At 39.5% G+C, this 25,655-nt stretch carries 14 protein-coding genes and 1 tRNA gene; 3 read left to right on the top strand and 12 right to left on the bottom strand.

From position 1 onward, the window contains the following. A partial coding sequence (locus BLR53_RS17750) for an integrase core domain-containing protein (protein ID WP_143007904.1) occupies positions 1-238 on the top strand: 238 nt, incomplete at its 5' end. A 280-nt stretch (positions 239-518) separates the two neighbouring features. Here the strand turns inward: BLR53_RS17750 and BLR53_RS17755 are convergent. From BLR53_RS17755 to metG, 6 genes are all read right to left on the bottom strand, one after another. After that, positions 519-1,964 carry an SDR family oxidoreductase gene (locus BLR53_RS17755; RefSeq protein ID WP_074591597.1) on the bottom strand — a complete coding sequence of 482 codons (1,446 nt, stop codon included), beginning with the start codon at positions 1,962-1,964 and terminating at the stop codon, positions 519-521. 151 nt (positions 1,965-2,115) lie between these two features. Beyond that, positions 2,116-2,886, bottom strand: a complete 771-nt coding sequence (locus tag BLR53_RS17760) for a DUF2310 family Zn-ribbon-containing protein (RefSeq protein WP_074591599.1) — start codon at positions 2,884-2,886, stop codon at positions 2,116-2,118. Positions 2,887-3,689: 803 nt separating this feature from the next. Further along, positions 3,690-3,761: transfer RNA gene (locus tag BLR53_RS17765), tRNA-Arg, on the bottom strand. A 449-nt stretch (positions 3,762-4,210) separates the two neighbouring features. After that, entirely contained in the window at positions 4,211-5,671 is a 1,461-nt protein-coding gene (locus BLR53_RS17770) for a RagB/SusD family nutrient uptake outer membrane protein (protein ID WP_074591601.1), read from the bottom strand. 11 nt (positions 5,672-5,682) lie between these two features. Next, positions 5,683-8,865 carry a SusC/RagA family TonB-linked outer membrane protein gene (locus BLR53_RS17775; protein ID WP_074591603.1) on the bottom strand — a complete coding sequence of 1,061 codons (3,183 nt, stop codon included), beginning with the start codon at positions 8,863-8,865 and terminating at the stop codon, positions 5,683-5,685. A 555-nt stretch (positions 8,866-9,420) separates the two neighbouring features. Next, positions 9,421-11,529: a methionine--tRNA ligase gene (metG, locus tag BLR53_RS17785; RefSeq protein WP_143007905.1), complete on the bottom strand. Its 2,109-nt coding sequence runs from the start codon at positions 11,527-11,529 to the stop codon at positions 9,421-9,423. Between the two features lie 40 nt (positions 11,530-11,569). Here metG and BLR53_RS17790 point away from each other — a divergent pair, with 40 nt between their 5' ends. After that, the gene (locus BLR53_RS17790) at positions 11,570-12,466 is read left to right on the top strand and encodes a S66 peptidase family protein (RefSeq protein ID WP_074591610.1); all 897 of its coding nucleotides are present in this window, start codon (positions 11,570-11,572) and stop codon (positions 12,464-12,466) included. Between the two features lie 77 nt (positions 12,467-12,543). On the opposite strand, the gene BLR53_RS17795 is transcribed toward BLR53_RS17790, so the two are convergent. The 4 genes from BLR53_RS17795 to BLR53_RS17810 all read right to left on the bottom strand — a co-directional run bounded on the left by BLR53_RS17795 (position 12,544) and on the right by BLR53_RS17810 (position 22,103). Beyond that, complete coding sequence (locus BLR53_RS17795; RefSeq protein ID WP_074591613.1) at positions 12,544-14,109, bottom strand: RagB/SusD family nutrient uptake outer membrane protein; 1,566 nt, start codon at positions 14,107-14,109, stop codon at positions 12,544-12,546. Positions 14,110-14,129: 20 nt separating this feature from the next. Further along, positions 14,130-17,267: a SusC/RagA family TonB-linked outer membrane protein gene (locus BLR53_RS17800; protein ID WP_074591615.1), complete on the bottom strand. Its 3,138-nt coding sequence runs from the start codon at positions 17,265-17,267 to the stop codon at positions 14,130-14,132. Between the two features lie 205 nt (positions 17,268-17,472). Beyond that, entirely contained in the window at positions 17,473-18,930 is a 1,458-nt protein-coding gene (locus BLR53_RS17805; RefSeq protein ID WP_176763558.1) for a SusD/RagB family nutrient-binding outer membrane lipoprotein, read from the bottom strand. 83 nt (positions 18,931-19,013) lie between these two features. Continuing rightward, positions 19,014-22,103 carry a SusC/RagA family TonB-linked outer membrane protein gene (locus tag BLR53_RS17810; RefSeq protein WP_083332126.1) on the bottom strand — a complete coding sequence of 1,030 codons (3,090 nt, stop codon included), beginning with the start codon at positions 22,101-22,103 and terminating at the stop codon, positions 19,014-19,016. Between the two features lie 368 nt (positions 22,104-22,471). Here BLR53_RS17810 and BLR53_RS17815 point away from each other — a divergent pair, with 368 nt between their 5' ends. Next, entirely contained in the window at positions 22,472-23,776 is a 1,305-nt protein-coding gene (locus BLR53_RS17815; RefSeq protein ID WP_074591621.1) for a UDP-N-acetylmuramoyl-tripeptide--D-alanyl-D-alanine ligase, read from the top strand. Here the strand turns inward: BLR53_RS17815 and BLR53_RS17820 are convergent. Together BLR53_RS17820 and BLR53_RS17825 are read right to left on the bottom strand one after the other, a co-directional pair. Beyond that, positions 23,768-24,241 carry a gliding motility lipoprotein GldH gene (locus tag BLR53_RS17820; RefSeq protein ID WP_074591623.1) on the bottom strand — a complete coding sequence of 158 codons (474 nt, stop codon included), beginning with the start codon at positions 24,239-24,241 and terminating at the stop codon, positions 23,768-23,770. The genes BLR53_RS17815 and BLR53_RS17820 overlap by 9 nt on opposite strands. Continuing rightward, on the bottom strand, positions 24,228-25,655 hold the full coding sequence (locus BLR53_RS17825; protein WP_083332127.1) for a PSP1 domain-containing protein: 1,428 nt from the start codon (positions 25,653-25,655) through the stop codon (positions 24,228-24,230). The genes BLR53_RS17820 and BLR53_RS17825 overlap by 14 nt, the downstream gene beginning before the upstream one ends.

Raw genomic sequence — 25,655 nt, forward strand, 5'->3', positions numbered from 1 at the left:
TGCCATTGCAGAAAGGGTAAACGGGATACTAAAATCAGAATTTGATTTGCATAGCTCAAAAGTTGGTTTTAGGGAAACTACCCAAAAGATAAGAGAAAATATCCAAACCTATAATCAATTAAGGCCCCATGCTAGTTGTGATTATCTAACTCCAGAGCAGGCACACCTGAAACACGGGCCATTGAAAAAAAGATGGAAACCTAAATGGTGCAAACCAAATGAAAAGCAACTTGTATAATTGATACAGGAATAACAAATTTGCGTGTATAGTCTATCTAAAATTAATTCAGTAAACTGTATAGCCATTTCAGGATAAGACATTAATCTGCCCATATCAAGGTGTTGGTCGTGTCTTGGTCGGGTTTCGTTGTTAGTTGACCCGATTCTACACCGGGGTTGACCCAAGGTTGACCCGAATAAGCTATTGTTTTATCGTGTCAACCTTAAACTCCATTTATGAGTTTAACATCCAAATAAAAACGGGTGCCCGAAGGACGCCCGCTGTAATAAAAATCGGTTCAACTAATATCCGTCGTTCTGCTATGCCTGGCGATGTTTTGCATCATCCCCTTAAAGATAAAAGCATGAAAAGGTAATACTGAATACCAATATAATCTGCCTGATATGCCCAGCGGCCGGAAGGTTGCCGTCTGCCGGAAGATATTCTGCTCATCTATCCTGAATTCCAGCCATGCCTCTCCAGGAAGCTTCATCTCGGCATATAATAATAAACGTCTGTCTTTTTTATCTGCCAGAATCACTCTCCAGAAGTCAATTACACTGCCAGTGGAAAGTGTATCGAGGTTTGTTCTTCCCCGCTGCAGTCCAACTCCCCCAAATAATTTATCGAGAAACCCGCGAATACCCCAAAGCCAATCGGCATAGTACCAACCGGTTGAACCGCCGATAGACCAGATATTATGCAATACAAGCTCGGGATTATCTACTTTCATAGATCTGAAGTCTTTAAAACATCCTTCCTGAGGGACTTCAATCAATTTCTTAAAGCTGTTTTCATAAGTGCTGCTGTTCATTGCGTCACGCCAGCTAGAGATCACCTGATTTTGCTCAATTTTACCGAATGCGAGTTGAATTGACTGCTCGTAGGTCATGGGTTCTATACCTAGTTTTTGCTGCAGATCATTCGGCCGCGCCACAACATCAACTTTCATACTATCTACTAAACTGCTGGCCAATGGATAAGAGGTTGAGGTTACAAAATATAGCCAGTAAGATGAAAGTCTCGGAGTCATTACCGGAACAGTAAAAATCTTCCTTTTAAGCCCCCTCGCCTTCGCAAAGCGCATCAGCATGTCTTTATAAGTGAGGATTTCCGGCCCATAAATATCATAAGCCCTATTAAATGTATAATCTTGCATCAGTACGCCTTCCAAAAAACTCAACACGTCACGTATACCTATCGGCTGGCAACGGGTATTGAGCCATTTTGGTGCGACCATAACAGGGAGCTTTTCCACCAGATCACGGATAATCTCAAAACTGGCACTTCCTGATCCTACAATAATTCCAGCACGTAATGTGGTTAACCAATAAGTACCGTAGGCTAACGCCTCCTCGACATTCAGCCGGGACTGCAGATGTTTAGATAACTCCTGGCTGTTAACAATACCACTTAAGAAAATCACCTGCTTTACCTGCGTAAGGCTCATACTTTCTTTAAAATTTCTGGCCGTCAGCAACTCTGACTCAGAAAAGTCTCCTTTTTTACCGGACATCGAATGCATCAGGTAATAAGCCACATCAATATCTGCGGGTATATTCTCCAGACTCTCCTTCTTCATGAAATCTACTTCGATAACTTCCAGATCAAATCCGGCATATTTTTCGAGATCAAAACGGCTTTTATCCCTTACGCAGCAAATAAGCTGATGTTTATGATCCAATAGAACCGGCAGTAATCTCTGAGCAATGTAACCGGTGGCACCTGTGATAAGTATTTTCATGGATACGGGATTAGTATTGAACAACAACGTAACACATGATCAATTACGTTTGTTCTGAGGGGTGGTACCGGTATTTTGCTGCACTTAACCATTGACGGAAGTTATAACGATTGAGAAAAGGGATCCCCTTCCACGGAATTTTCAAAGGCTATTAACTTTTACTCGTTAATGTACTGACCAGTAGACACCTATCGCATTTGAAATCATAGAAGTCCAACCACTTCTCTTCCAATAACCAACCGCCATTACATGAAGGACATGTTCTCAATTTATCCTTTGTTATTGAAATAGACCGATAGTTGAAAAGAAAATAATATACAGGTATGCCAGTCATTTCAGTTATTCTACCACAAACCTTCCGCCCGAATTCTGAAAGTTGAGATTTCGAATCAGACATTTGCTTTATTGCCCATTTTTCTCCAACATTACAGCCCATATTCAAGTTATCACAAGAGACATAATCTCCTTCCCAAGATTCTATATCAGTGCGATCTTTATCGGTCAAGCCTTTTAATTTATAAATAGGAACAGAATGCCCACACGTACCACAATCAACAGGAGAACTTTCATTCATATATGTAGTAAACAACAGATAAGAATCAGGTTGTTGGCAGTTACAAACAGCTCTGTAAAATGGGATATGCTGGCCGACAACTTTCATCTCCAGTTTAGAATTACATCCTTGTTCTAAATTTTCGATTCTAAGATTGACGTATTCGTCATTATTTTGGGCATTTAATGAATCTCGCTCCAGAGTAGTTTGATAACAAATAATTGAATCTCCGGCGATGTAAGGAGATTCAATTCCACCCATAATTTGGCCTGTTCGACAAAGACTACTCATTAAAATAATGAAATCGTTATATAGTTTCTCCTTGTCAACATCTGAGTTTATAACTATTTCTATTTTTTGCTTGTACATTAAATGAAAGGGGTTTTCATACAAATACCTAAGTTAAAAAAGATTTGCCAGATAACTTTTTAGAAATGGTAGTTATCTGTTTACTAGACGTTAGCAACTAAGTCGTGAAAAACTAATTTAAAAAAGCTTAGTGTTTTTTTTTATACCGCCCTTTTGTGTTCCCCCGCTACGAGACTCTACCTTTTTCATGGCTCATTTACTCGCTGCGGCAGGTTTAGTGGATAATCCATTTGATTCGCGGATCTGAATTGACTGGATCATAGTTTATAATCAGGAAAATTGATGTACCAATCTCCCGGATTAGTCAAAACTATGGAGAATAGAAAATGTGGATATTCCCGTGAATATGAGGGATATATTACACATTGATAAAATAGTTAGATTCAGAAATGAATTCAAAACCGAATTGAAGATTTGAATTATGGCAATCCTGGGCTTGATTTGCTTTTAAAGGACCGGCCTATGATTACAGGGGAAATGGTATTTGTGGGGAAGAAAATTGGAATTTGTTATATTCGGTTCATCAAAGGCCGAGTCAAGCACTCAACTTTGGCATCAATTGGGACTGGGCAATATGTCCCGGAACAGGGTGGTCAATTCTCCGAAACACACACTAAATTATTGACTTAAACATTAAAAACCTTATAATAAGATAAATACATCTTACACAGTCACAGTCTACTAATTTTAAATTGTTTTGTTTAAAAAGCGTCCTCCGAAATTTTATTTCACAAGATCCTGAAATAAAGATATTATGCTTAAAAAGCAAGGGGGAAACGCTTAAAAAACGCTTCCCCGGCTTGTGGTCCCGACGAGAATCGAACTCATATCTAAAGTTTAGGAAACTTCTATTCTATCCGTTGAACTACGGGACCAATGATGGCTGCATATCCCACTGCATTTGAAATAGCGAAATCGAACCGCCGCAAATATAGCAATAAATCAAATGCATTATAATCCATTTTGCAAACAAATTCCTCCAGCTAAATAATTCCTATACGCCCACAGCTAATCGCTTAAATTCCGCGCTGCTGACGGACTTAACACTTAAGATACAGTTTTATACAGGCAATCTAATTTGCGCGACGGAATGCAATAAGTAAACCCTGGACGTCCAGGCATTAACGTAGAAACTGGATGTGAATGCATACTATAGACGATGATCCAGTTTATTACCAAATATTCCATTCTTTGAACAGGTAACTTTTAATGATTCGGCGGTAATCATTTATCCAGGCTGTCAGCTTAAATGAAAAAAGATTAAAACGTAAAAAAGCCTGTAATCATGATTTATGATACAGGCTTTTTAAATTATTGAGAGCGTTTAGTTATCAGTCATTAATTTATTCAGCGATAATTCGTCTGAAGAAATTGGCCAGATATATCCGGCTTCTGTGGCTGTTTTTCTTGGCGCACTTCCTTTTGCAGGAATAGGTAACAACAGACGCGTTAGATCAGGTCCTCTTAAACCCTCTCCCAGGAATTCAATTCTTCTTTCCTGAAGTAATGCATCTGTAAAAGCCGACACACTACCAGGAGCGATTGTAGTTGTCGCATCGGAGCGCTTACGTACAGCATTGATTAAAGCCAGTGCTTGTGGATCAATTGAGTTTGTACTACGCACACGTGCTTCAGCAAGATTCAGCAAAACTTCTGCCCATCTGATTACAGGCACGTAATCCGTATAAGGATTTGGCGCCACAAATTTGGCTACGAATTTCTTCGCTGCTGCAGATGTAAATACAAGTGACTTTCTTGCGTCTGTAGCTTTCCAATCTGGATCTGCGACAATCCCTGATAAATTAAGCGAAAACTCTGTAGTACCCGGTGTAGCATTTGTAAAGTAAAAATACGATGCCAGTGAGTTCTGTGTTCCAGGATAATCCAGCGGACTAGCCGAAGTAGTCATTGGTAATGAAAAGATCGATTCAGCCGTTGTATAAGGAGCCTTAAAGATACTGGTAACATCGGCCACCAATGCGTTCGGCACGTTTGCCGAGGCAGTAAAAGGTGCCACTGCTGGAACGATTTTATTCGCTTCAGTAATCACTTCTGCCCATTTACCCATTGACAGATATACCCTTGTTTTTAAGGAAATTGCTGTGTTTTTATGAGCTCTGGTAGTATTCAGCAATGCTGAACCGTTGGTGGAAGCAAGATTTGTTTCCGCAAAATTCAGATCATCTAAGATCGAAGCATACACTTCAGCAACAGTACTTCTGGCCTGATCTGAGAATCCTGGACCCGTAATTCCGGTTAACCTCAATGGTAGTCCCGGTTTACTACCCGCTCCATCAGCATACGGAAGAGCATAAAGTTGTAAAAGACTATAGTACGTTAAAGCGCGGACTAACCTTGCTTCAGCAATATATTTAGCGCCTTTTTCCGTTCCTACGACCGCTGTTCCCTTGGCATTCATACCATCTATAAAGACATTACATCTGTTAATGGTTAAATAACCTTGCGACCATAATCCTTTAACTGAAGTTGTACTGTTTGCAAGATTTAATGACCATACATCAGAGGCAGTAACAAGGTTACCAGTTTCATTAATAAAGTCTTCTCCCCTAACATTTCCGTAAACAAGGTAACGTCCTCCATATAGTTGTCCATTTTTTAATGACCCATAAAGAGAATTAGCCTGGCTTTCTATCCGGAATTCCGTATCAAAAGCGTTCTCTGCTGCTACAGAGGTTTGAGGTGTCGGATTTAACAGTTCCTTTTTGCAGGAACTAAATATAAAAGCCGCACACAATACTGATATATATAAATTTCTTTTATTCATGATTTAATGTTTTAAAAACCTACGCTTAGACCTACTGTATATGTTCTTGCATTAGGACCAGAGTTCCTGTCAGAACCTTGTCCGGAAGCGGTAAGACCATTAGAAGAAACTTCAGGATCCGGACCAGGATAATTAGTAAGAATAGCCAGGTTTTGCCCTGCAACATAGACTCTCAGATTACTAATACCCGCTTTACCCAACACAGATTGTGGTATTGTATAACCCAGACCAACGTTCCTCAATTTAAGGAAATCACCTTTAAATACATTGAAATCTGACGGAATAGTATTACCATAAGAAACATTGTCCCCATAAATAGCTCTAGGGAAATCTGTTTGCTGACCAGGAGCAGTCCATCTGTTTAACACATCAACGGCATTGTTCCAATAACGTTGATCATGTAATCCAGCATTGGTACCATAAGAAACATAGAATCCTAATTGATAAGTCAACATAACATTCAGATCGAAGCCTTTATAACGGAATGTATTATCAAAGCCTCCATAAAATTTAGGTGCAGTGTTTTTATACATTTTAGCGTCATTACCCTGTGTAATTGCCGGAGCTCTTGATCCATCATCCAGGTAAGTCCAGTTAGACTCTCCTGTTGGAACAATGTGCTGATAAGTCACCGCGCGTCCGGCACCGTTTAAGTAAATTCTTCTACCAGTTGCCGGATCTACCCCTGCAGTTCTCACTACATACAAGTAACCTACCGAATAACCAGGAGCCGAACGGTTTACGTTTTCACCGGTAGCTGTTGAACCTGTAGGTGTAATAATCTCATTTAATCCTGGTGCAAGAGAGGTAACTTCATTTTTATTATAGGCGATATTGAAATTACTAGTCCAGGTAAATTCTCCACCTGTAATTGGTGTAGCGTTAATTGCAAACTCGACTCCTTTATTATACATGGAGCCTACGTTGGTTGATATAGTAGTTGGAACCCCTGCAGAAGGCGACTGAGCCACATCTAAGATCAGACCATCGATGTTATTTTTGTAATAATCAATTTCAAAGCTCAAACGGTCTTTTAGGATACCGAAGTTAATACCAAAGTCCGTTTTCTTACTAGTTTCCCAGGTAAGCTGAGTATTACCAGCAGCGTTGTAAACAGAAGAAGGAACTCCACCATATAAGCCAGATCCATAAGTTGAGAAAGTCGGGTAATTTCCGATTCCAGAAATATTACCAACTTTACCATAACTACCTTTAATTTTGAAGCTACTGAAAACATTATTTAGACCAGAACTAGCCCAAAAATCTTCTTTAGTGATCTCCCATCCGGCAGATGCACCCCAGAAAGTACCTTTCTTAACACCTAAAGCTGAATACTCGTCCTGTCTTACATTCCCACTCAGGAAATATTTACCTGCATAGTTGTAATTCAAGCGACTAAAGTAAGAGAGTAAATAGTTTTCTCCAAAAATCATACTGGAAGCATTGTTCAATTGAAAACCTGCCTGAACAACATCGTAGTTAGGATCAGTTAAACCTTGACGGTCAATACCGTAACCTGTAACCGTGTTTCTCTGTTGCTCCTGACCTAATAACAGACTGAAATTATGATCAGAGAAACTATAATCTGCCTGAGCTGTATTAGTCCAAGTCCAGTTTTTTCTCTTTCTGAAAATACCTAAAGCTTCACCAAGCACTCCCTGACCCGGACCGTGAATTGGATTATAAAAAATATCGTTATCATTATTCGAGTAATCAATACCATACAATGATTTCAAGGTTAACCATTCAACCGGCTTAACCTGGATGTATGCATTAGATTGGATACGATCAATTTCATTATTTTCTCTGTTCAATGAAAGCACCTGAGCAAAGTTGTAGAAACCTACCTGGTTACCTGCAACGATATTATTCATCGGCCCTACAAAAGTGGCACCCAGGTTATAAGAACCATCATTATTAAAAGGCGAAACGTTAGGTGAGTTAACCACAGCAGTTCTGGCAATACCCGAAGTACCGTAGGCTTCACCGTTCATAGATCCAGAGCTGATTGCAGCTAAGTTTTTTTCGTTAGAAAACGATAATTTACCCCCGATAGTGATGTACTTATTAACTTTACTATCAATATTAAACAATGCATTCAAACGTTTAAAATCGTTTTTCTCATAGATCCCCTGTTGGTTGGTATAACCTGCACCTAAATAATATTTAGTGTTTTCTGTACCGCCAGAAACGTTAATATTGTGGTTTTGTGAAACTCCGGTACGATAGGCGTAATCGTACCATCTCGTATTGATTGGTTTTCCATCAGGTCCGTTAGTTAAAGCAAATTCCGGTAGACGGGAAACTCCATTTACACTGATATTTACACTTCCCTTTCTGATGGCATCAGCATTAGCAATGGCCTCATTTTTATAATCTGTGTATTGGAAGGCGTCCAGCAATTCTGGAAGACGGTAAGCAGTTGACCATCCTACCCAGGTACTGTAATTTACCCGAGGAGCACCTGTTTTACCTCTTTTTGTCGTAACAAATACAACACCATTTGCAGCACGGCTACCGTAAATTGCAGTTGATGCTGCATCTTTAGCGATATCAATACTTTCAATATCATCAGGATTGATACTTGCTAAAGGATTAGATCCACCTGCAGTTAATGCATCTACAGTAGTCGTGATAGCGATACCGTCGATTACAAATAATGGTTGTGAACTTAATGAAATAGAGTTTGTTCCACGGATTCTGAATACCGGTGGTGAGTTTAATACACCTGTCGCATTACTGACTTGAACACCCGCTGCACGACCAGAAAGTCCTGCTTCCAAACTTTGAATTGGTTTCTGGGCTATTGAAGCACCACTTACTGACGATGTACTTCCAGTTGACTCACCTCTTTTTTGAGTACCATATCCTACAACAACGACGTCACTTAAGGTTTTAGCGTCATTTTGCAGCGTAACTCGTAAAACGTTTGAGCTACCGACCGCAATTTCCTGAGAGATAAATCCCAGCGAAGAAATTTCCACTACGGTAACATTTGATGGAAGTACTACAGAGAATTTACCAGCAGCATCCGTTTGCGTGCCGCCTTTGACCCCTTTGAATTTGACAGTTGCACCTGGTATCGGCGCATTATCCTCTCCGGATATAACTGTACCTGAAATTGTCCGGTCCTGTGCGAAGGCAAAATTTGCGCATAGCAGCATTACGAACAAACTTTGTAAAAGTTTTTTCATAAAAATTTAGTTTAGTTAATAATAGTTGATGAAGCAATATAATAATTGGGTTACAATACAATATTCTTATTATTGCATCACAATAGATTATGACTAAACTATGACACTGAGAAATATATTTTTACATGGTTTTTGTGATTCAAACGAAAACGCAGTTTTTTCGAAGAAAGGGCCAAATTATATACTTAAATCAACTTTTTTAGCGAAAATGGAAGAGATTTTCAGACAAAAAAATGAGATAAATTTGAATTTAGCGGAGCACATGAGACAGATGATCAAAAAACACATCTCATTACCTAAAAATATAAAAACAAACCTGAATCCAGAGACTAATTAGTCAGAAAAAATACAACACAAACATCAAAACACCTAAACTTCACAATATAAAGCTGACTATATCTGATATAAAATCAGTTGAGAGCAGTAAAACAGAAATTGAAAAAGAGCACTAAATGGTATGAAAAGATAAAAACGATGACATTAAAACAAAAAAAACGGGTCAGATTTTAAAAATCTGACCCGTTTTGAGGGCCTTTTGTGATCGTATCGAATAATTTACCTAATTATACTTCCGTTATTATGATTATTTAAAGGCGAAACAAATGATAATTCGCCATCTGCATTCTCAGACATTAAAATCATTCCTTGCGAAACAACGCCTTTAATTTCACGCGGTGCCAGGTTCACAAGCACACTAACCTGTTTTCCTATAATATCTTCCGGTTTAAAGTATTCAGCTATACCAGAAACAACTGTACGCTGATCTATCCCTGTATCTAATGTCAGTTTAAGTAGTTTTTTCGTTTTCTCAACCTTCTCAGCTGCAATAATTGTAGCTACACGGATATCCATTGCACTGAACTGCTCAAAATCTATATTTTCCTTTGCAGGAGCGGCAACAGTATTCGCTTTGATATTGTCGTCTTTACTTTTATTTAATTTATCAATCTGAGCCTGTACTTCGGAATCTTCTATTTTCTCAAAAAGAAGAACTGGTTCATTCAACTGGTGGCCACGAACTAATAAGTTCATTTTACCAGCATCTTCCCATTGATGACCACCATAGCTCAGCATCTTCATTAGCTTATCGGCCGTAAACGGTAGGAATGGCTCTATCAGAATCTCTAAACTGGCAACAATCTGCAAACTGATATTTAAAATAGTTCTGACACGATCCTCGTCCGTTTTTATAACTTTCCAGGGTTCAGTTTCCGCAAGGTATTTATTACCGATACGTGCAACATTCATCACTTCCATAAGCGCTTCCCTGAATCTGTATTGCTCAATAGACGCGCTAATTTTAGCAGGAGCTGCTGCCAGCTCATCAATTACCAACTGGTCTTCAGGAGTAACGTTCATCAACATAGGCACCTTTCCACCAAAGTATTTATGTGTAAGCACGACAACCCTGTTCACGAAATTTCCAAAAACAGCAACTAATTCATTATTATTTCTGGCCTGAAAATCTTTCCAGGTAAAATCATTGTCTTTAGTTTCAGGTGCAGTTGCTGTAAGTACATAACGTAATACGTCCTGCTTATCTTTAAACTCGACAAGGTATTCATTTAACCAGACAGCCCAATTCTTTGAAGTAGAGATCTTCTGACCTTCCAAATTCAGAAATTCATTTGCAGGCACATTATCAGCCAGTGTATAACCACCATGCGCCATTAACATTGCAGGAAATATTATACAATGGAATACGATATTATCTTTTCCTATAAAATGAACGAGTTTAGTAGAATCATCTTTCCAGTAATCTTCCCAGTTACCCTTCTGCACTTCCTTCTGGTTAATATAATATTCCTCAGATTTTGGATTCCATACGTCAAGACGTGCATACTCAAATAACTCACGTGTCGCAGAAATATAACCAATTGGTGCGTCAAACCAGACATAAAGCACCTTCCCTGCAGCATCTTTCAAAGGCACTTTAACACCCCAATCCAAATCCCGGGTCATTGCCCTCGGCTGCAGACCTGCATTTAACCAACTTTGGCATTGCCCATATACGTTTGGTTTCCACTCCTTATGGCTTTCAATATAAGTACGCAGTTGGTCTTCATATTTTTCGAGCGGCAAAAACCAGTTCTTGGTTTCCTTCCTGACAGGAGGCTCACCCGACAAAGTAGATTTGGGATTAATCAAATCAGTAGCATTCAATGTGCTACCACAGTTCTCACATTGATCTCCGTAGGCACTTTCGGAACCACATTTTGGACAGGTACCTGTAATATACCGGTCTGCAAGAAAAGTCTGTGCCTTTTCATCATAGTATTGCTCAGTCACTTCTTCGGTAAACACCCCTTTATTATAAAGAGTCTCGAAAAAATCAGATGCAGTTTGATGATGCATTTGAGAAGAGGTTCTGTGATAGATATCAAACGAAACGCCAAAATCACGGAATGAATCTCCAATGATTTTATGATATTTATCTACAACTTCCTGTGGACTCACACCTTCCCTTTTAGCCTTCAGTGTGATAGGAACTCCATTTTCATCAGATCCGCAAATGAATTTTACGTCCCTGTTATTAGCTCTTAAAAACCTCACATAGGTGTCAGCTGGCAAATACACGCCTGCAAGGTGACCAATATGAACCGGACCATTCGTATAGGGTAAGGCCGCCGTAACGGTATATCTCTTTATTTTACTATTATCCAAAACTATTTTTATTATTTTGTCAAAGATATTGATTTTAGCTATGATTCAACTGCCACCCGGCCTAAAAAAGGGAGACAAAATTGCAATTGTCTGTCCTGCCAAAAAACTAAAGAAACCCATTGACAATGCTTTAGATATTTTGCGAGGCTGGGGACTGGAAATAGTTGAAGGTAAGTCGGTACAGTCAGGCTATCACCAATTTGCAGGCGACGACCAGCTACGCACGGCAGATTTACAGCAATATCTGGACGATCCGGAAATCAAAGGTATAATTGCCGGACGAGGTGGGTATGGAACCCTCAGGATCATCGACAATCTTGACTTCACGAATTTTCTCGCTCATCCTAAATGGGTAGTCGGCTTCAGTGACATTACCGTCCTGCTCTCTCATATTCTGGCCCAAACGAACACAGCCTCTATACATGGACAGATGCCCGGAACTTTTGAAGATGCCAGCCGGGAATCCTTAGAAAGTTTAAGAAGAGCACTATTCAACGAAGGCAACACCTATGATTACAGCAGCAGCTTCCCGAACCGTACCGGAATTGCAGAAGGTATACTCGCCGGAGGCAACCTGAGCATACTTATTGCTTTAGAGGGTTCTGTATCTGCAATAGATTATAAAGATAAAATTCTTTTTCTGGAGGATGTAGGCGAGCCTGAATACAGTGTAGACCGTATGCTTAGGATATTAATCAGAAGCGGGAAATTAAACGACTTAAAAGGCCTGATCATCGGTGCATTCAATGAAATACCGGAAGAGATTATTCCATTTGGCCAAACCCCGGAAGAGATAATCCAGGAACTGGTGAAAGATTATCATTTTCCAGTCTGCTATAATTTTCCATGCGGGCACATAGCAGATAACAGGGCGATGATAGTTGGCAAGACTTGCAGACTAAAAGTAGAAGGACAAGAAGTGTCTTTGATAATGTAAAGATTAAGAAAGTATACATAATAAAAAAGAGCCTGAATTATAATTCAGGCTCTTTTTTATTATGTATTAATACCAGATTAATAACCCGGATTCTGTTGCTCAGCAAGTAAAGGATTTGCATTTACTTCTGACAGCGGGAATGGCCATAAGAACCTAAAGCTTGTGCGTGGTATAGCAACTCTTGCCGGCGCTGCAATCGCACCGCTTGAAAACGCGGCTGCAGTTACCTGGCCTGGATTCAATTTAGCAGGAATACCACCAGCTCCGTATTTCGCATCAAGGGCTAAACGGTGCAGGTCCGGCCATCTTCTGCCCTCTCCCGCGAACTCAACGCGTCTTTCATTTAAGATCGCAAGAAGTAAATCAGCTGGAGCAGACGTGAATTGGTCAGCAGCAGGAACAGATCTGTTTCTAACAGCATTTAATAAATTTAAAGCTTGTCCTGAATTACCGATACGTGCATCTGCTTCAGCAACATTTAATAATACCTCAGCATACCTGATAATTGGAGCCCAGTCGGACTTAGTTGTCGCATCCCGATATTTGAAAGTGAAATAAATACCATTTTCAGCAACTTGTAATAATGTTTTTCTTAAATCGCCTGCTTTCCAGAAGCTAGCATTGTAAAGATTTGGACTGGTAGAAACCAAAGTTCTTCCACCTTCAGATGCAGGTAATAACATGCTTGCTAATGCACCATTTACATCGCCGTTAGATGCGGCACTGTTAGCGATTGAGAAGATCGATTCCGAATTAGCTTTGAAATTTACAAAAGGCCCGTCAGGGCTATCCGTAAGTTTATAGCCTCCAATTGGACTGGTAAACACACCAGATCCGTTGGTTCCTAACTTAGTTCCTTCAGTGATCACACCTGCCCAGTCACCTTTATGTAGTAAAACACGTGTTTTTAAAGCAATTGCAGCTCCTTTTGTCACCCTGGAATAATTAGTTCCCTGGGCCAGATTACTCTCAGCAAAATCAAGATCAGCTAAAATTTTGGTATAATCTTCGGCAACAGTTCCTCTTCCAATTTTACTAGCAGCTTCAAAATCAGCACTTGATTTAATTGCCGTCTCGCGATAAGGAACACCTGGTTGGCTTCCGTTACCATCTGCATAAGGGTTTGAAAAGTTCAGTAATAATTCATGATGCGCAAGAGCTCTTAGGAATCTAGATTCACCTTCATAAGAATTAGCTTCAGCTTCAGTAAGAATACCTTTAGTTTTTGCAGTTCTCACCCCATCAATAACAATGTTAGCCTGATTAATCAGGTTGTAAAGATTATTGTAATGATTTACATTATTTGCTGAAGAAGTGTTTTGCGTCGCCTGATAAGTAATCTGATAGAACGTTGCCAAATTTACCATGTCTTCTCCGCGCATTTCAGCCTGCTCAATAGAAGCAGCACCAAAAGGATAACCTCGCCCGCCAGCACCTTCGTAAGTACCAACCGCGGCTTGCTGATATACCCCGTTCATTGCTAATTCAATGCTAGATTTATCATCAAAAGCAGTCTGATCACTCAGTGCGTCCTGGGGTTGTATTTCTGTGAATTTTTTGCATGACGTTGTAAACAGTACTAATCCTAACCCTAAGATTAAAAACTTGTTCAGGCCACTTTTATATTTATATGTTATTTTCATTTTTCAATTTTTAAGGATGATTAAAAGCCTAAATTAATTCCCATGGTATAAGTACGAGGAACTGGATTTGTGTTATAATCTACTCCAGGAGCTCTATTCTCACTGGCAGTAGTACTGTAGCCAGTTGCTAATTCAGGATCCAGTCCAGTGTATTTGGTAATCACAAAAGCATTTTGAACCTGAGCATAAATTCTTAGGTTAGTGATTTGCAATTTGGTTAAGAATTTAGGAGAAAAAGTATATCCCAATGAGATATTCTGAGCCCTTAAAAATTTACCATCTTCTAAAAATCTGCTGTTTAAATTCCCTGTCTGTAGAATCAATCCATCATCAGAATAAGAGACTTTAGGAACATCAGTGATTTGACCTGGAGTTGTCCAGCGATTCATGATCTCAACACCATTATTTAGGAATTTGGTAGTGTTTAAGGCTTCTTGTCTGGTTACGTTATAGATTTTGTTACCGCCTGAGAAAGTTAACATGATACCTAAATCGAGTGATTTATAAGTAAATGTATTATTTAATCCACCGAACCAGGTAGGATTAGCCTGACCTAAGATTCTTTTATCCTTTCCTGTTAAAGCTTCTCCTGATTTTGACATATCGCTTGGATTTGCCGGATCGTAAGCATACCACTCATAATCGTCAACATTAGGCTGGACAATACTACCATTCTCTTTGTAGAATAATGGATTTCCATTGGCAGGATTTACGCCAGCAGCTTCATATCCATAAAAAGCACCGATTGACTCCCCAACTCTTGTAATATTATAAGTGTTGATCAAATCAGCATTTCCGTCCGCAAGTGCAGTAATTTTGTTTTTTACAAAAGTTACATTCAAGTTTGTTGTCCAAGAAAAGTTCGTATTTCTAATGTTAGTACTTGTGGCAGAAAATTCCCAACCTTTGTTATTCATGCTACCAACGTTAGCAGAATATCTGTTACTCGGAACGCCATAAGAAGCGGGAGTTGGGACAGCCAGGATTAAATTATCAATATTATTTTTGAAGTAATCGGCACTGAAACTAATTCTGTTATCGAACATGGTTAAATCCAAACCGATATTCACTTTTTTACTTGTTTCAAATGATAAGTCCGGATTACCTAATCGGTTAAAATTGATACCACTTACATCTCCGTACTGAACCGGGGCAAAAATACCTACACCTGGCAGACGTCCAATTTCGACGTTACCAACTTTAGCATAACCACCACGTAATTTCAAATCATTGATAAATTTCAATGCATCAGATTCAGCAAAGAAGTTTTCTTTTGAAATTCTCCATCCAACGGATGCTCCTGGTAAAGAAACGTCTTGATTTCCGATAGGAAGATCTGAGATTTTATCTCTTCTGATTGATGCTGATAAGAGATATTTGTCAAGATATGAATAACTAACACGTCCGAAAACTGATGCATAAGCAGATTCATAAGATCCACCACCATAGAATTGGTTAGCCAATGTATTAGAAATGATATTGCCGTTTTTAGCAAAATAGGCAGCAGACAGATTCGTTCCCTGAGCCTCGATAAAACGTTGTCGTGTTTTTTGGAATTCAAGACCAGCAACTACATCTAATTTGTGATCGCCAAAAGTCTTAGAGTAATCTAAAGTATTTTGCCAGTTATAGCGGAAGGTTGGTGAATAAAATTGATCAACAATACCGTTTGATCCTCTTCCGTCACCGTGCGTAGGATTCCAGTACAGATAATCTTCACCATGCAAATAATTGATACCAATTTGTGTAGTTGCATTCAAACCTTCAATAATTTTAAGTTTCGCAAATGCGTTACCTGTCAGATTTAATGCCTGCGAAGAATAGATGTTATTTGCAAGAACATATGCAATATTAGGATAATTATCGTCAATGGTCTTTGTATTTGCACCAGGGCCTAAAACTGTTTGGTCAGCACTTAAGTTGTATGATCCATCGGCATTTTTAACAGGTACGTTTGGTAAAGCTCTGATAGCAGATGCGATATTACCAGACAGCGCAGCAGAACCCGCACCATCATTTAACCCATTATTCTTTGTATAAGTAATTGCGGTATTTACCCCTAAAGTCAGACGGTTATTAAATGCCTTCTGTTCAATTTTTGTACGGAAGTTGTATTTACGCATATCATTATTGACAGTGGTACCGGTGAGGTTAGCATAACCTAATGACAAAAAATAGTTTGTTTGTTCCGTTGCACCACTTACGGTTAAAGCGTGGCTCTGTTGGAAACCATTTCTTAGAATTTCCTTTTGCCAATCCGTATTAACCGCTGAACCATCAGCATTAACGGTAGGGAACGCAATTGGTTTTTCTCCATAATAAGCATACTTTTCGTTACTGATCTCAATAAATTGGTCTGCGTTTAACAGGTCATATCTTTTCGATGGTGTTGCCAGAGCGAACCATGAATCGTATGTAATTTTTGCAGCACCCGATTTCCCTCTTTTAGTTGTAATTAAAATTACACCGTTAGAGGCTCTCGATCCGTAAATAGCGGTAGCAGCACCATCTTTTAATACATCATAGCTTTCAATATCATTAGGATTGATATCTGCCAACGGATTGTATTGTGTAACAGCACCTTGATCTCCGGCGATATATGGAACACCATCCACAACATATAACGGATCACCGCTGCTTGAAATAGAGTTCGTTCCACGAATACGGATACGCGCAGGCTGACCTAAGATACCACTAGTAGTTGAAGCCTGAACACCAGTTACCTGACCTGCTAGTTGTTTATCGAAACTAGGGCTGGCAAGATTTTTAATCGCTTCCCCTTTTACCGATCCAACTGAACCTGTGATGTCTTTACGTACCTGAGTACCGTAACCTACTACAACTACTTCATTAAGTCCTTTACTATCATCTGCCAATACGACATTTATTACAGATGATGAAGTAATTGGCCTGTTTTGACTAGTGTAACCAATAAAGGAGAATTGTAACGCAGTCGCTCCTGAAGGGATACTGATAGAATACTTCCCATCACTGCTTGTAATTGCGCCGCCAGCTGCGCCAACGATTTTAACACTTACACCGGGAATGGGCATATTATCCCCTTGTGAAGTGACTGTACCAGAAACTGTTCGGTTCTGTGCTATAGCGAAAGCTGACATGCACAGCAACACGAACAAACTTAGTATAAGTTTTTTCATGTAATTAGGTATTTAGTTAATTGTTTAGTTAATTATCTAATATAACAATTGCATGACTAATCTTTGCTATAAAAACACCTGCATGAGATTTCTGACAATTAAATGACACTAAAAATACTTCTGCATCTATCGGCTCGTAATCCGGAATAAAAAAAAGGCTATCATTCTCATGATAACCTTTTCTAATAATCTCTTTATGAAAGACTTATTTATCCCACCAAACTCCAGTAAGAATAGTTTTATAAGGAACGGGTACACCAGGACCATTTTCCAATGCCTGACGGTTTAAGTTAATCTCCAATTGAGGATAGGAGAATCTTCTTGGAAATACACCTCCGGTTCTGTTTACAGTTGGGGCAGTTAAAACAGGAAATCCTGTTCTTCTCCAATCAACCCAAGCTTCATATGGCCCCTGGAACATGGTAATCCATTTTTGCTCCATAATTCGTTGTAATGTATTATTATATGCCACGGTTGGCTTAGCAAGATAGGTAGAAGCATCACCAGCACTAAGGCCTAATGAAGTTATATCCGCACTAACTGCTGCATTATAAGCTACACCTGCAGCCGCTGTATTACCAGCTCTTTGCTGAATCTCAGCAATGATAAAGTTTTGCTCAGCATAACTTAAAAACAGAACAGGAGAATTAATTGATGCATATGCACTACCAGATCTTGAATATCTAGTCAAATCGCCATCTTCATTACCGCTACCAGGAATATTACCAACATATTGCCCGGCTAAACCACCGCTAGGAATTGCATTGAAAAACACTGGGATTCTTGGGTCAGCCAATTCTTTCATTCTATTTATAATAGTTGCAGCAATAGCATTATCACTTCTACCGGATAGTTGGTCAAATTGATGAATTGGGTTGGCAGCACTTGCACTACCACCAAATGTCACCCCACTGTTATCTGCATTTGAAGTCATCAATACCGGATTAGAATTCAGGAAAGTTAATGCCGCAGCAGGGTCAATCTTGCTTAAATGGTTATACAACCTCAATTTTAACGCATTCCCAAATTTCTCCCACTTAGCGATATCTCCACCAAACATCAAATCATCCACTGTACCTGGTTTTTCACTTCCAGCGCCCGATTTAACATTAGCAATACCGTCAGTGATTAAGGTAATCAATTGTGGATAAATAGCTTCTTGTTTATCGTAGGAAGGATTTACATTCTCGACACCGCCTAGTGCAGTTGAAAAGGGGATATCACCATATGAATCAGTCAAAACACTATAAGTATAGGCTGTTAAGATTTTAGCCATGCCTACATAAACTAAATCACCAGATTCCGTTCCTTTTACAGACAGATCTGAAAGATCCTGCAATACTCCCGCATACATTGAGCTCCAGATAGCATCAGTGGTCGACGGAGACAGATCAAAACGAGCATAGTCTAGCGGTTGAGTTCTGTGACCAGCGTAATGCTGAATAACAGATCCACCAATTCTATTGATCGATCCGCCAAGCGTGTAAGCCAAATTAACCTGGGCAGAAGGTAACACCATTCTCAAGGGCACCTCAGTCGGATTATTTGGATCTTCATTTATATTTAAGCCTTTTTTACAGGAAGATACACTGATCAAAAGGACCATTAAGCAGGCGGCCATAGCACGCATGCCTAAAAAGTTATATGTTGTATTTTTTTTCATTAGAATATTTTTTTTTATTTCAAGGTGATGGTCAACCAGGAGCATGAATCATCTAGATACTCCTGGTCCATTCATTTTCCTAATTAAAATACTGCCTTTAAGTTCAGACCAAAACTTCTGGTCGTAGGGAATGCGAATCTTGTTGCACCCTGACCGTTACCAGTACCGAACGAACTAGATTCAGGATCTACGTGTGGAACATGTGTCCAGATAAACAGATTACGGCCATATACACCAACCGTTAGAGACTTAATACTCTTCTCTTTGTTTAAATTGAAAGTATAATTCAAATTAGCCTCTCTTAATTTAACCCAGTTATTTTTATATACGTATTCCTCATTACCTTGATAACCAGAATAATAATTTCCATCTTTTTTAATTACCACACCATTTGCCTCTCCGGTATCTCCATTTACACCCGGGAAGATAAAATCTTTTTCACGATCAGCTGTACCTTTGGTTACACCATAAAAGTCAAGACTTTCTTCCGTACCGTTGTACATGAAACCACCTTGCCTGGTGTCAATTAAGAAATCAAAACCGATACCCTTGTATTTGAAACTGTTTCTGATACCACCAGTCCAGTCAGCTTCTGTATGACCAAGGTTGATACCGTCAACAAATGTTGGTAACCCGTCATCATCAGTAATTACTCTTCCTTGTTCATCTCTGGCATAACCTTTACCTATGATTGTACCATATCTCTCGCCTTTAACAGCATAAATACCAGGATTACCTGAGAATCCACCCAGGTAGATTTGCTCAACACCTGGAAAAGTCTCTAATACTTTAGATCTGATTCTACTAAATGTTACATTAATGTCCCAGCTAAAATCGGAAGATCTGAAAGGAGAAGCATTCAAGCCGATTTCAATACCTCTTGAACGGGTTGCACCAGAATTCAGAACTGCATTTGTTGCTCCGCTAGCAGGAGAAATATCGACCGCAACAATACCGTCTGTATTTTTATTTTGAAAATACGTTACATCTAAACCAATACGGTTTTTCAGGAAGCGCAATTCTGTACCAAATTCAAATTCTTTCGTCGACTCTGGTTTCAGGTTTGCATTTCTGATTACGTCAGAAACGGTAAACCCTGGAGTTTTACCATCGAAAGGAAAATCAATACCTGGTGTTGAACCATCTCCGAACGAAGATTTAGCATAAGTATTATAAATTTGATAAGGATCTGCATCTCTCGTTGTTTTTGCAAAGCCAGCTCTGATTTTACCAAAAGATAATACATCAGGGTTTATTCCCAAAACTTCATTAAATACAAATGCAGCGTTTACACCTGGATAGAAATAACTTCTGTTATTAGTAGGTAAAGTAGAAGACCATTCATTTCTACCTGTAATATTCAAGAACAAGAAATTTTTATAATCAAACTTCAAATCAGCAAAGGCGCCAATGGTTCTTCTTAAACTCATGTACTCGTAATCAGGACTAAAAGAAGCCACATTATTCATTGTAGCATAACCAGGCAAAGATAAAGCAGTACCTATTTGTTGCTGAATATGTGATTTACGCTGATTATAATCCTGACCTAAAGTAGCTGAGAAATTGAAGTCTTCAGAAATTCTTTTATTGATATTCATCAAGAAGGTTGAAGTCAGCTCCTGACGGAAAGTATTTGTATTTGTCAATGCTCCATTCGGGTTACTACCAGTATTCATATCAGCGAAAGATTTGCTGATATCGTTATAGTAGTCATTACCTAGGCGGTAAGAGAAGTCTAACCATTCATTCGCTTTATAGGAAGCATTTACTGCACCCGTCAGACGATCTGTTTGTGTGTTATTAAATGTTTTGTTAACTGTCCATAACGGATTATCAAATGCACCACCACGGAAGTTAATCTGAGATCCATCGGGACGCTCGTAACCATATTCTTTTATGTTCCAGGTAACTGGCATTCCGAATAAGGCAAAAAACGGATTACTACCACTTTGTCCAAGAGATGCTAAATCACCCCAGCTTCTTGTATAACCAACGTTAACGCCCACTGAAAGCTTTTCGGAGATCTTATTATTCACGTTTAAACGAACATTCGCTTTATTAAAACCCTGATTAGGTACAATAGATTGTTGTCTGGACTGACCCGCAGAAAAGTAATAGTCACTTTTCTCAGTTGATTGTGCAACTGAAATATTCGTGTTAATTAAACTTCCTGTTCTCAAAAAGTCTTTTCTAGGATCATAAGCCTGCAAGGTTATATTTTTACCTGCTGCGGGACTATATACTTCCTGACCGGTAATTCTTGGCCCGAATGAACGGGAAGTACCTTCTGTATATACAGCGGGATCACCAGCATCGGGAAAGTTACCTTGTGCGAATTCAGTTTGGAATTCCGGCAGATTGATAGCGTTATCTAAAGCAAAGTTACTGTTGAAAGTAATTACAGGTTTACCTTTACTTCCTTTTCCAGATTTGGTTGTGATCAAAACCACCCCATTGGAACCTCTGTTACCATATAATACTGCTGCAGCACTACCTTTCAGTACAGTCATAGTTTCAATATCATCCGGATTAATATCCGCAGAACGGTTAGGAGATCCTACACCTTCAACTTCATTTGCTGCACTGTTACCATCATTGGCATTACTGATCGGCACACCATCAATTACAAATAAAGGTTCATTGTTTCCGCTGATAGATTTGTTACCACCACGGATTACAATCCTTGCAGCTTGTCCCGGAGCACCACCACTGCTTACAACCTGTACACCAGCAACTTTACCATTCATAGAGTTCAGGACGTTTTGGTTACCAACGTTAGCGAGTTCATCACCCTTAACCTCAGTTACCGCGAATCCTAACGCTTTTTTCTCTCTTCTGATACCTAAAGCTGTGACAACAACTTCATTTAAGCCCTGGCTGTCACCAACTAAAGCAACATTAATTACACCAGAGGAATTAATTGGCTTGTTTTGTGTAGTATAACCGATAAAAGAAAATTGAAGTGCTGTTGCACCAGAAGGTACACTTACTGAATATTTTCCATCACTTCCTGTTATTGCACCACCTGAGGCGCCGACGATTTTAACACTTACACCGGGAATTGGTAAATTATCTCCCTGTGAAGTGACTGTACCAGAAACTGTTCGGTCTTGTGCAATCGCGAACGCAGACATGCACAACAACACGAACAAACTTAGTATAAGTTTTTTCATGTAGTTAGGTATTTAGTTAATTGTTTAGTTAATAATAGCGCGAATATAGATCATTTGGATTCCCTTTTTTATATAACATGTTTGAATATTAGACAAGAATGACTTTCAAATGACTCGTTTCTTATTTAACTATATGTTAACCCCATAATAATACTGTATTGTCAAGAGGCATATAAATGCTTCTTCCATCTTTCCTGGAAGCTGATGGATTTTCACTTAATCATACACATTTCTGTATCAGCAGTCGTCATCGTATGCAGAAATCTAGCAGTCAAATGAAATTTGACCAAATAAAACGAACAAAAATCCCGAATAATTTTGACTTGCTAATCCATAATGTAATTTTACTCCTTCAAATTACGTAACGAATGTCACAGCTTGAAGTCCTTTATCAGCATTACCTTTCTCACCCTGAAATTTGCACAGACACCAGGAGAATAACTCCAGGCTGCCTGTTTTTTGCGTTAAAAGGAGATAAATTCAATGCAAATGACTTTGCATCTAAAGCGCTGGAGCAAGGGGCAGCGTATGCAATTATAGATGAACCCGCCTATCAGCTCACAGCACAATACATATTAGTGCCCGACGTTCTGCAAACACTACAGGATTTAGCCAAACTTCACCGCAGCCATTTAAATATACCAGTGATTGGATTAACGGGGAGTAATGGAAAAACCACGACAAAAGAATTGATCAGAGCAGTACTGCAGGTTAAATACCAAACATTTGCAACCAGTGGAAACCTGAATAACCATATTGGGGTTCCGCTATCTTTACTCGCAATAAAACCGGATACCGAAATTGCAGTTATAGAAATGGGTGCGAACCACCAGAAAGAGATTGCATTTTTATGTGAGATTGCTCAGCCAACCCACGGCCTCATCACTAATATTGGAATGGCGCATCTAGATGGATTTGGTGGCTTTGAAGGCGTTAAAAAGGGAAAAGCAGAATTATTCGGCTACCTTAAAGCTCATGATGGAACTGCCTTTATTAATCAGGACAATCCCGAAATCACAGAAATGGCTCAGCGGAACGGTCTTGAAAAAATAATTAGTTATGGCCAAAAAGAGGGTAATCTGATCTCTGGAAAATTAACTCAGTCAGACCCCACCCTTGCTTTAGCTTGGCAAAAAGACGGCTCTGATTATAAAGTACAAACGCAATTGACCGGCGCCTATAATTTTGAGAATATACTCGCAGCTATTACCATAGGAACAACATTCGGCCTGGAGCCAGCACAAATTAACATGGGATTATCTGGTTATACTCCATTAAATAACCGGTCTCAATTATTAAAGACAGGAACGAACACTGTTATTTGCGATTTTTATAATGCCAACCCAAGCAGTATGGAGGCTGCAATCCAGAACCTGAAAACTATGGATGCCAGCAAAAAGACAGCAATTCTGGGAGATATGTTCGAGCTAGGTAATGAATCAACCGAACAGCACCTGCGTATCACGAAACTGGCAACTACTGCAGGATTCAGTCAAGTCATATTTATCGGGCAGATGTTTTATAATGCAGATAACACCACTCCCGAAAATCACTATTTTAAAACACCAGAAGAAGCAGTCCGGTGGCTTACAGCAAATCCAGAGTCAGAAAGTCTCATTCTTTTAAAAGGTTCTAGAGGAATGGCGCTCGAAAAGCTGCTGCCATTATTTTAAAGAGACACTAATACCGGCGTCACTTATCTCTTTAAGAGGATTGTCGCGCATATTCTGTTCAATCTCGATTGTGTAATTACCAGTCTGGACAAAATGATAATCCGTTAATAAAGGAAGTTCATAAGTATAAAGGTTACCGGAACCGGTCCCTCGCCAACGTCCATCTTTCTCTGCGAGACGGTATTCGTACCTGCGGGTCACTTTTTTATGATCGGGCCCCGTCAGATGCATCAGTATATAGATATTCGAATAGCTGTAGTCCGCTGTAATTCTTAATTTGAAGCGTATATTATAGGCTATTGCCGGATCCTTTATCGCGGCAATAGCTTTTATCTTTTTCACATAACTCCAGTTGCGTTCAGGCAGCCTTTCGTTCGTATCAATCAGGTTATCCGTATGGCACCCGCTCACGATAGAAAATAGCAACCCTGCAAACAAGCAAAAAAACCAGTTATTGATCTTCATTTTTAGGTTTATCCGTTGGTTTGTTCCTTCTTCGGTTATTCCTGTTGCGGTTATTCCTGTTTCCGGCAGACTTTGCTACCGTTCCATCTTCTGCTTGCACAGCTTCAGTTATTTTTTTAGGTTCTGCAGGTTTACGATTCTCTGCCGGTTTACGATTCTCCGTGCTTTTGTTCTCAGCATTACGATTTTCAGCGGTTTTTGCCGGTTGTGCCGGCTTTTTACCTGCAGGTAGCGGTCCTTTTACAGGGCGTTCACCTTTCGGCGCCGTAGCTTGCTTATTCTTATTATTATTTCTGTTGTTTTTATTTTTCGGCTTGTCATCCAGACGTGTTAAACTATCCTGACCAACCACATTCTCATAATCCGGTATTTTTTCCACCAATACTGCCGCAGCTAATTCAACAGCCTCATCTTTCAGATTATTTGGTTTCTGACCCTTTTTGTTCATGGCCATAATCTCTTTAACCCGATCCACTTTAAGCGGAATCCAGTCTTCCTGATTCGGATAGCAGAACCACATAATTTTCTTGAAAATGTCGGTTTTTTGGTGCCTTGCGGTACCAATCTCAGTCTGCAGATTCTCCACACGATCCGGAATATCCTTTAAAGCATCCAGATAAGTATCCAATTCATAATTGAGGCAACATTTCAACTTACCGCATTGTCCGGCAAGCTTTAAGGTATTCAGAGAAAGATTTTGATATCTGGCAGCAGCAGTAGAAACGGTTTTAAAGTTTGTAAGCCATGTAGAACAGCACAACTCCCTTCCGCAAGAACCGATACCACCTAAACGGCCTGCTTCCTGACGCATACCAATTTGACGCATCTCTATGCGGATACGGAAAGTTTCTGCCATTTTTTTGATCAGTTCACGAAAATCTACACGGCCTTCTGCTGTATAAAAGAAAGTCGCCTTTGTTTTATCTCCCTGATAATCAACATCACTAATCTTCATAGACAGGCGCAGATCCAGCGCAAGCGTTCTGGCCTTATGCATAGTTTCCCACTCCAGATCCTTCGCGATTTTCCACTTTTCGACGTCAGCTTCAGTCGCCTTCCTGTAAATCTTTCTGGTTACCTGATCAAGAGGTGTTTTACGCCTTTTCATTTGCATTCTGACCAGCTCACCGGTTAAGGAAACGTGTCCGATATCATACCCGCCGGTAGATCCCTCTACCGCGATAAGTTCACCTATTTCAAGATAAATATTATCATTATTCAGATAAAACTCTTTTCTCGCGCCTTTAAACTTTACTTCGATAACCTGAAAAGGTTTATAATTTGAGGGCATGTCCAGGTTGGACAGCCAATCGTATACTTCCATTTTCTGGCAGCCTCCTGTAAGGCATGAGCCATTACTTTTGCAGCCGGAAGGGGCGCAACCGCCACCAGTAGAACAACTTCCACATCCCAT

The sequence above is a fragment of the Pedobacter antarcticus genome (assembly GCF_900103515.1).
Taxonomy (GTDB): Bacteria; Bacteroidota; Bacteroidia; order Sphingobacteriales; family Sphingobacteriaceae; genus Pedobacter; species Pedobacter antarcticus.

What these genes read in the sequence shown, in the direction of transcription:
- BLR53_RS17755 (WP_074591597.1), bottom strand. Translation starts at nt 1,964, where the DNA reads ATGAAAATACTTATCACAGGTGCCACCGGTTACATTGCTCAGAGATTA.
- BLR53_RS17800 (WP_074591615.1), bottom strand. Translation starts at nt 17,267, where the DNA reads ATGAAAAAACTTATACTAAGTTTGTTCGTGTTGCTGTGCATGTCAGCT.
- BLR53_RS17805 (WP_176763558.1), bottom strand. Translation starts at nt 18,930, where the DNA reads ATGAAAAAAAATACAACATATAACTTTTTAGGCATGCGTGCTATGGCC.
- BLR53_RS17825 (WP_083332127.1), bottom strand. Translation starts at nt 25,655, where the DNA reads ATGGGATGTGGAAGTTGTTCTACTGGTGGCGGTTGCGCCCCTTCCGGC.
- BLR53_RS17810 (WP_083332126.1), bottom strand. Translation starts at nt 22,103, where the DNA reads ATGAAAAAACTTATACTAAGTTTGTTCGTGTTGTTGTGCATGTCTGCG.
- BLR53_RS17790 (WP_074591610.1), top strand. Translation starts at nt 11,570, where the DNA reads ATGATTCAACTGCCACCCGGCCTAAAAAAGGGAGACAAAATTGCAATT.
- BLR53_RS17815 (WP_074591621.1), top strand. Translation starts at nt 22,472, where the DNA reads ATGTCACAGCTTGAAGTCCTTTATCAGCATTACCTTTCTCACCCTGAA.
- BLR53_RS17775 (WP_074591603.1), bottom strand. Translation starts at nt 8,865, where the DNA reads ATGAAAAAACTTTTACAAAGTTTGTTCGTAATGCTGCTATGCGCAAAT.
- BLR53_RS17820 (WP_074591623.1), bottom strand. Translation starts at nt 24,241, where the DNA reads ATGAAGATCAATAACTGGTTTTTTTGCTTGTTTGCAGGGTTGCTATTT.
- BLR53_RS17760 (WP_074591599.1), bottom strand. Translation starts at nt 2,886, where the DNA reads ATGTACAAGCAAAAAATAGAAATAGTTATAAACTCAGATGTTGACAAG.
- BLR53_RS17770 (WP_074591601.1), bottom strand. Translation starts at nt 5,671, where the DNA reads ATGAATAAAAGAAATTTATATATATCAGTATTGTGTGCGGCTTTTATA.
- BLR53_RS17795 (WP_074591613.1), bottom strand. Translation starts at nt 14,109, where the DNA reads ATGAAAATAACATATAAATATAAAAGTGGCCTGAACAAGTTTTTAATC.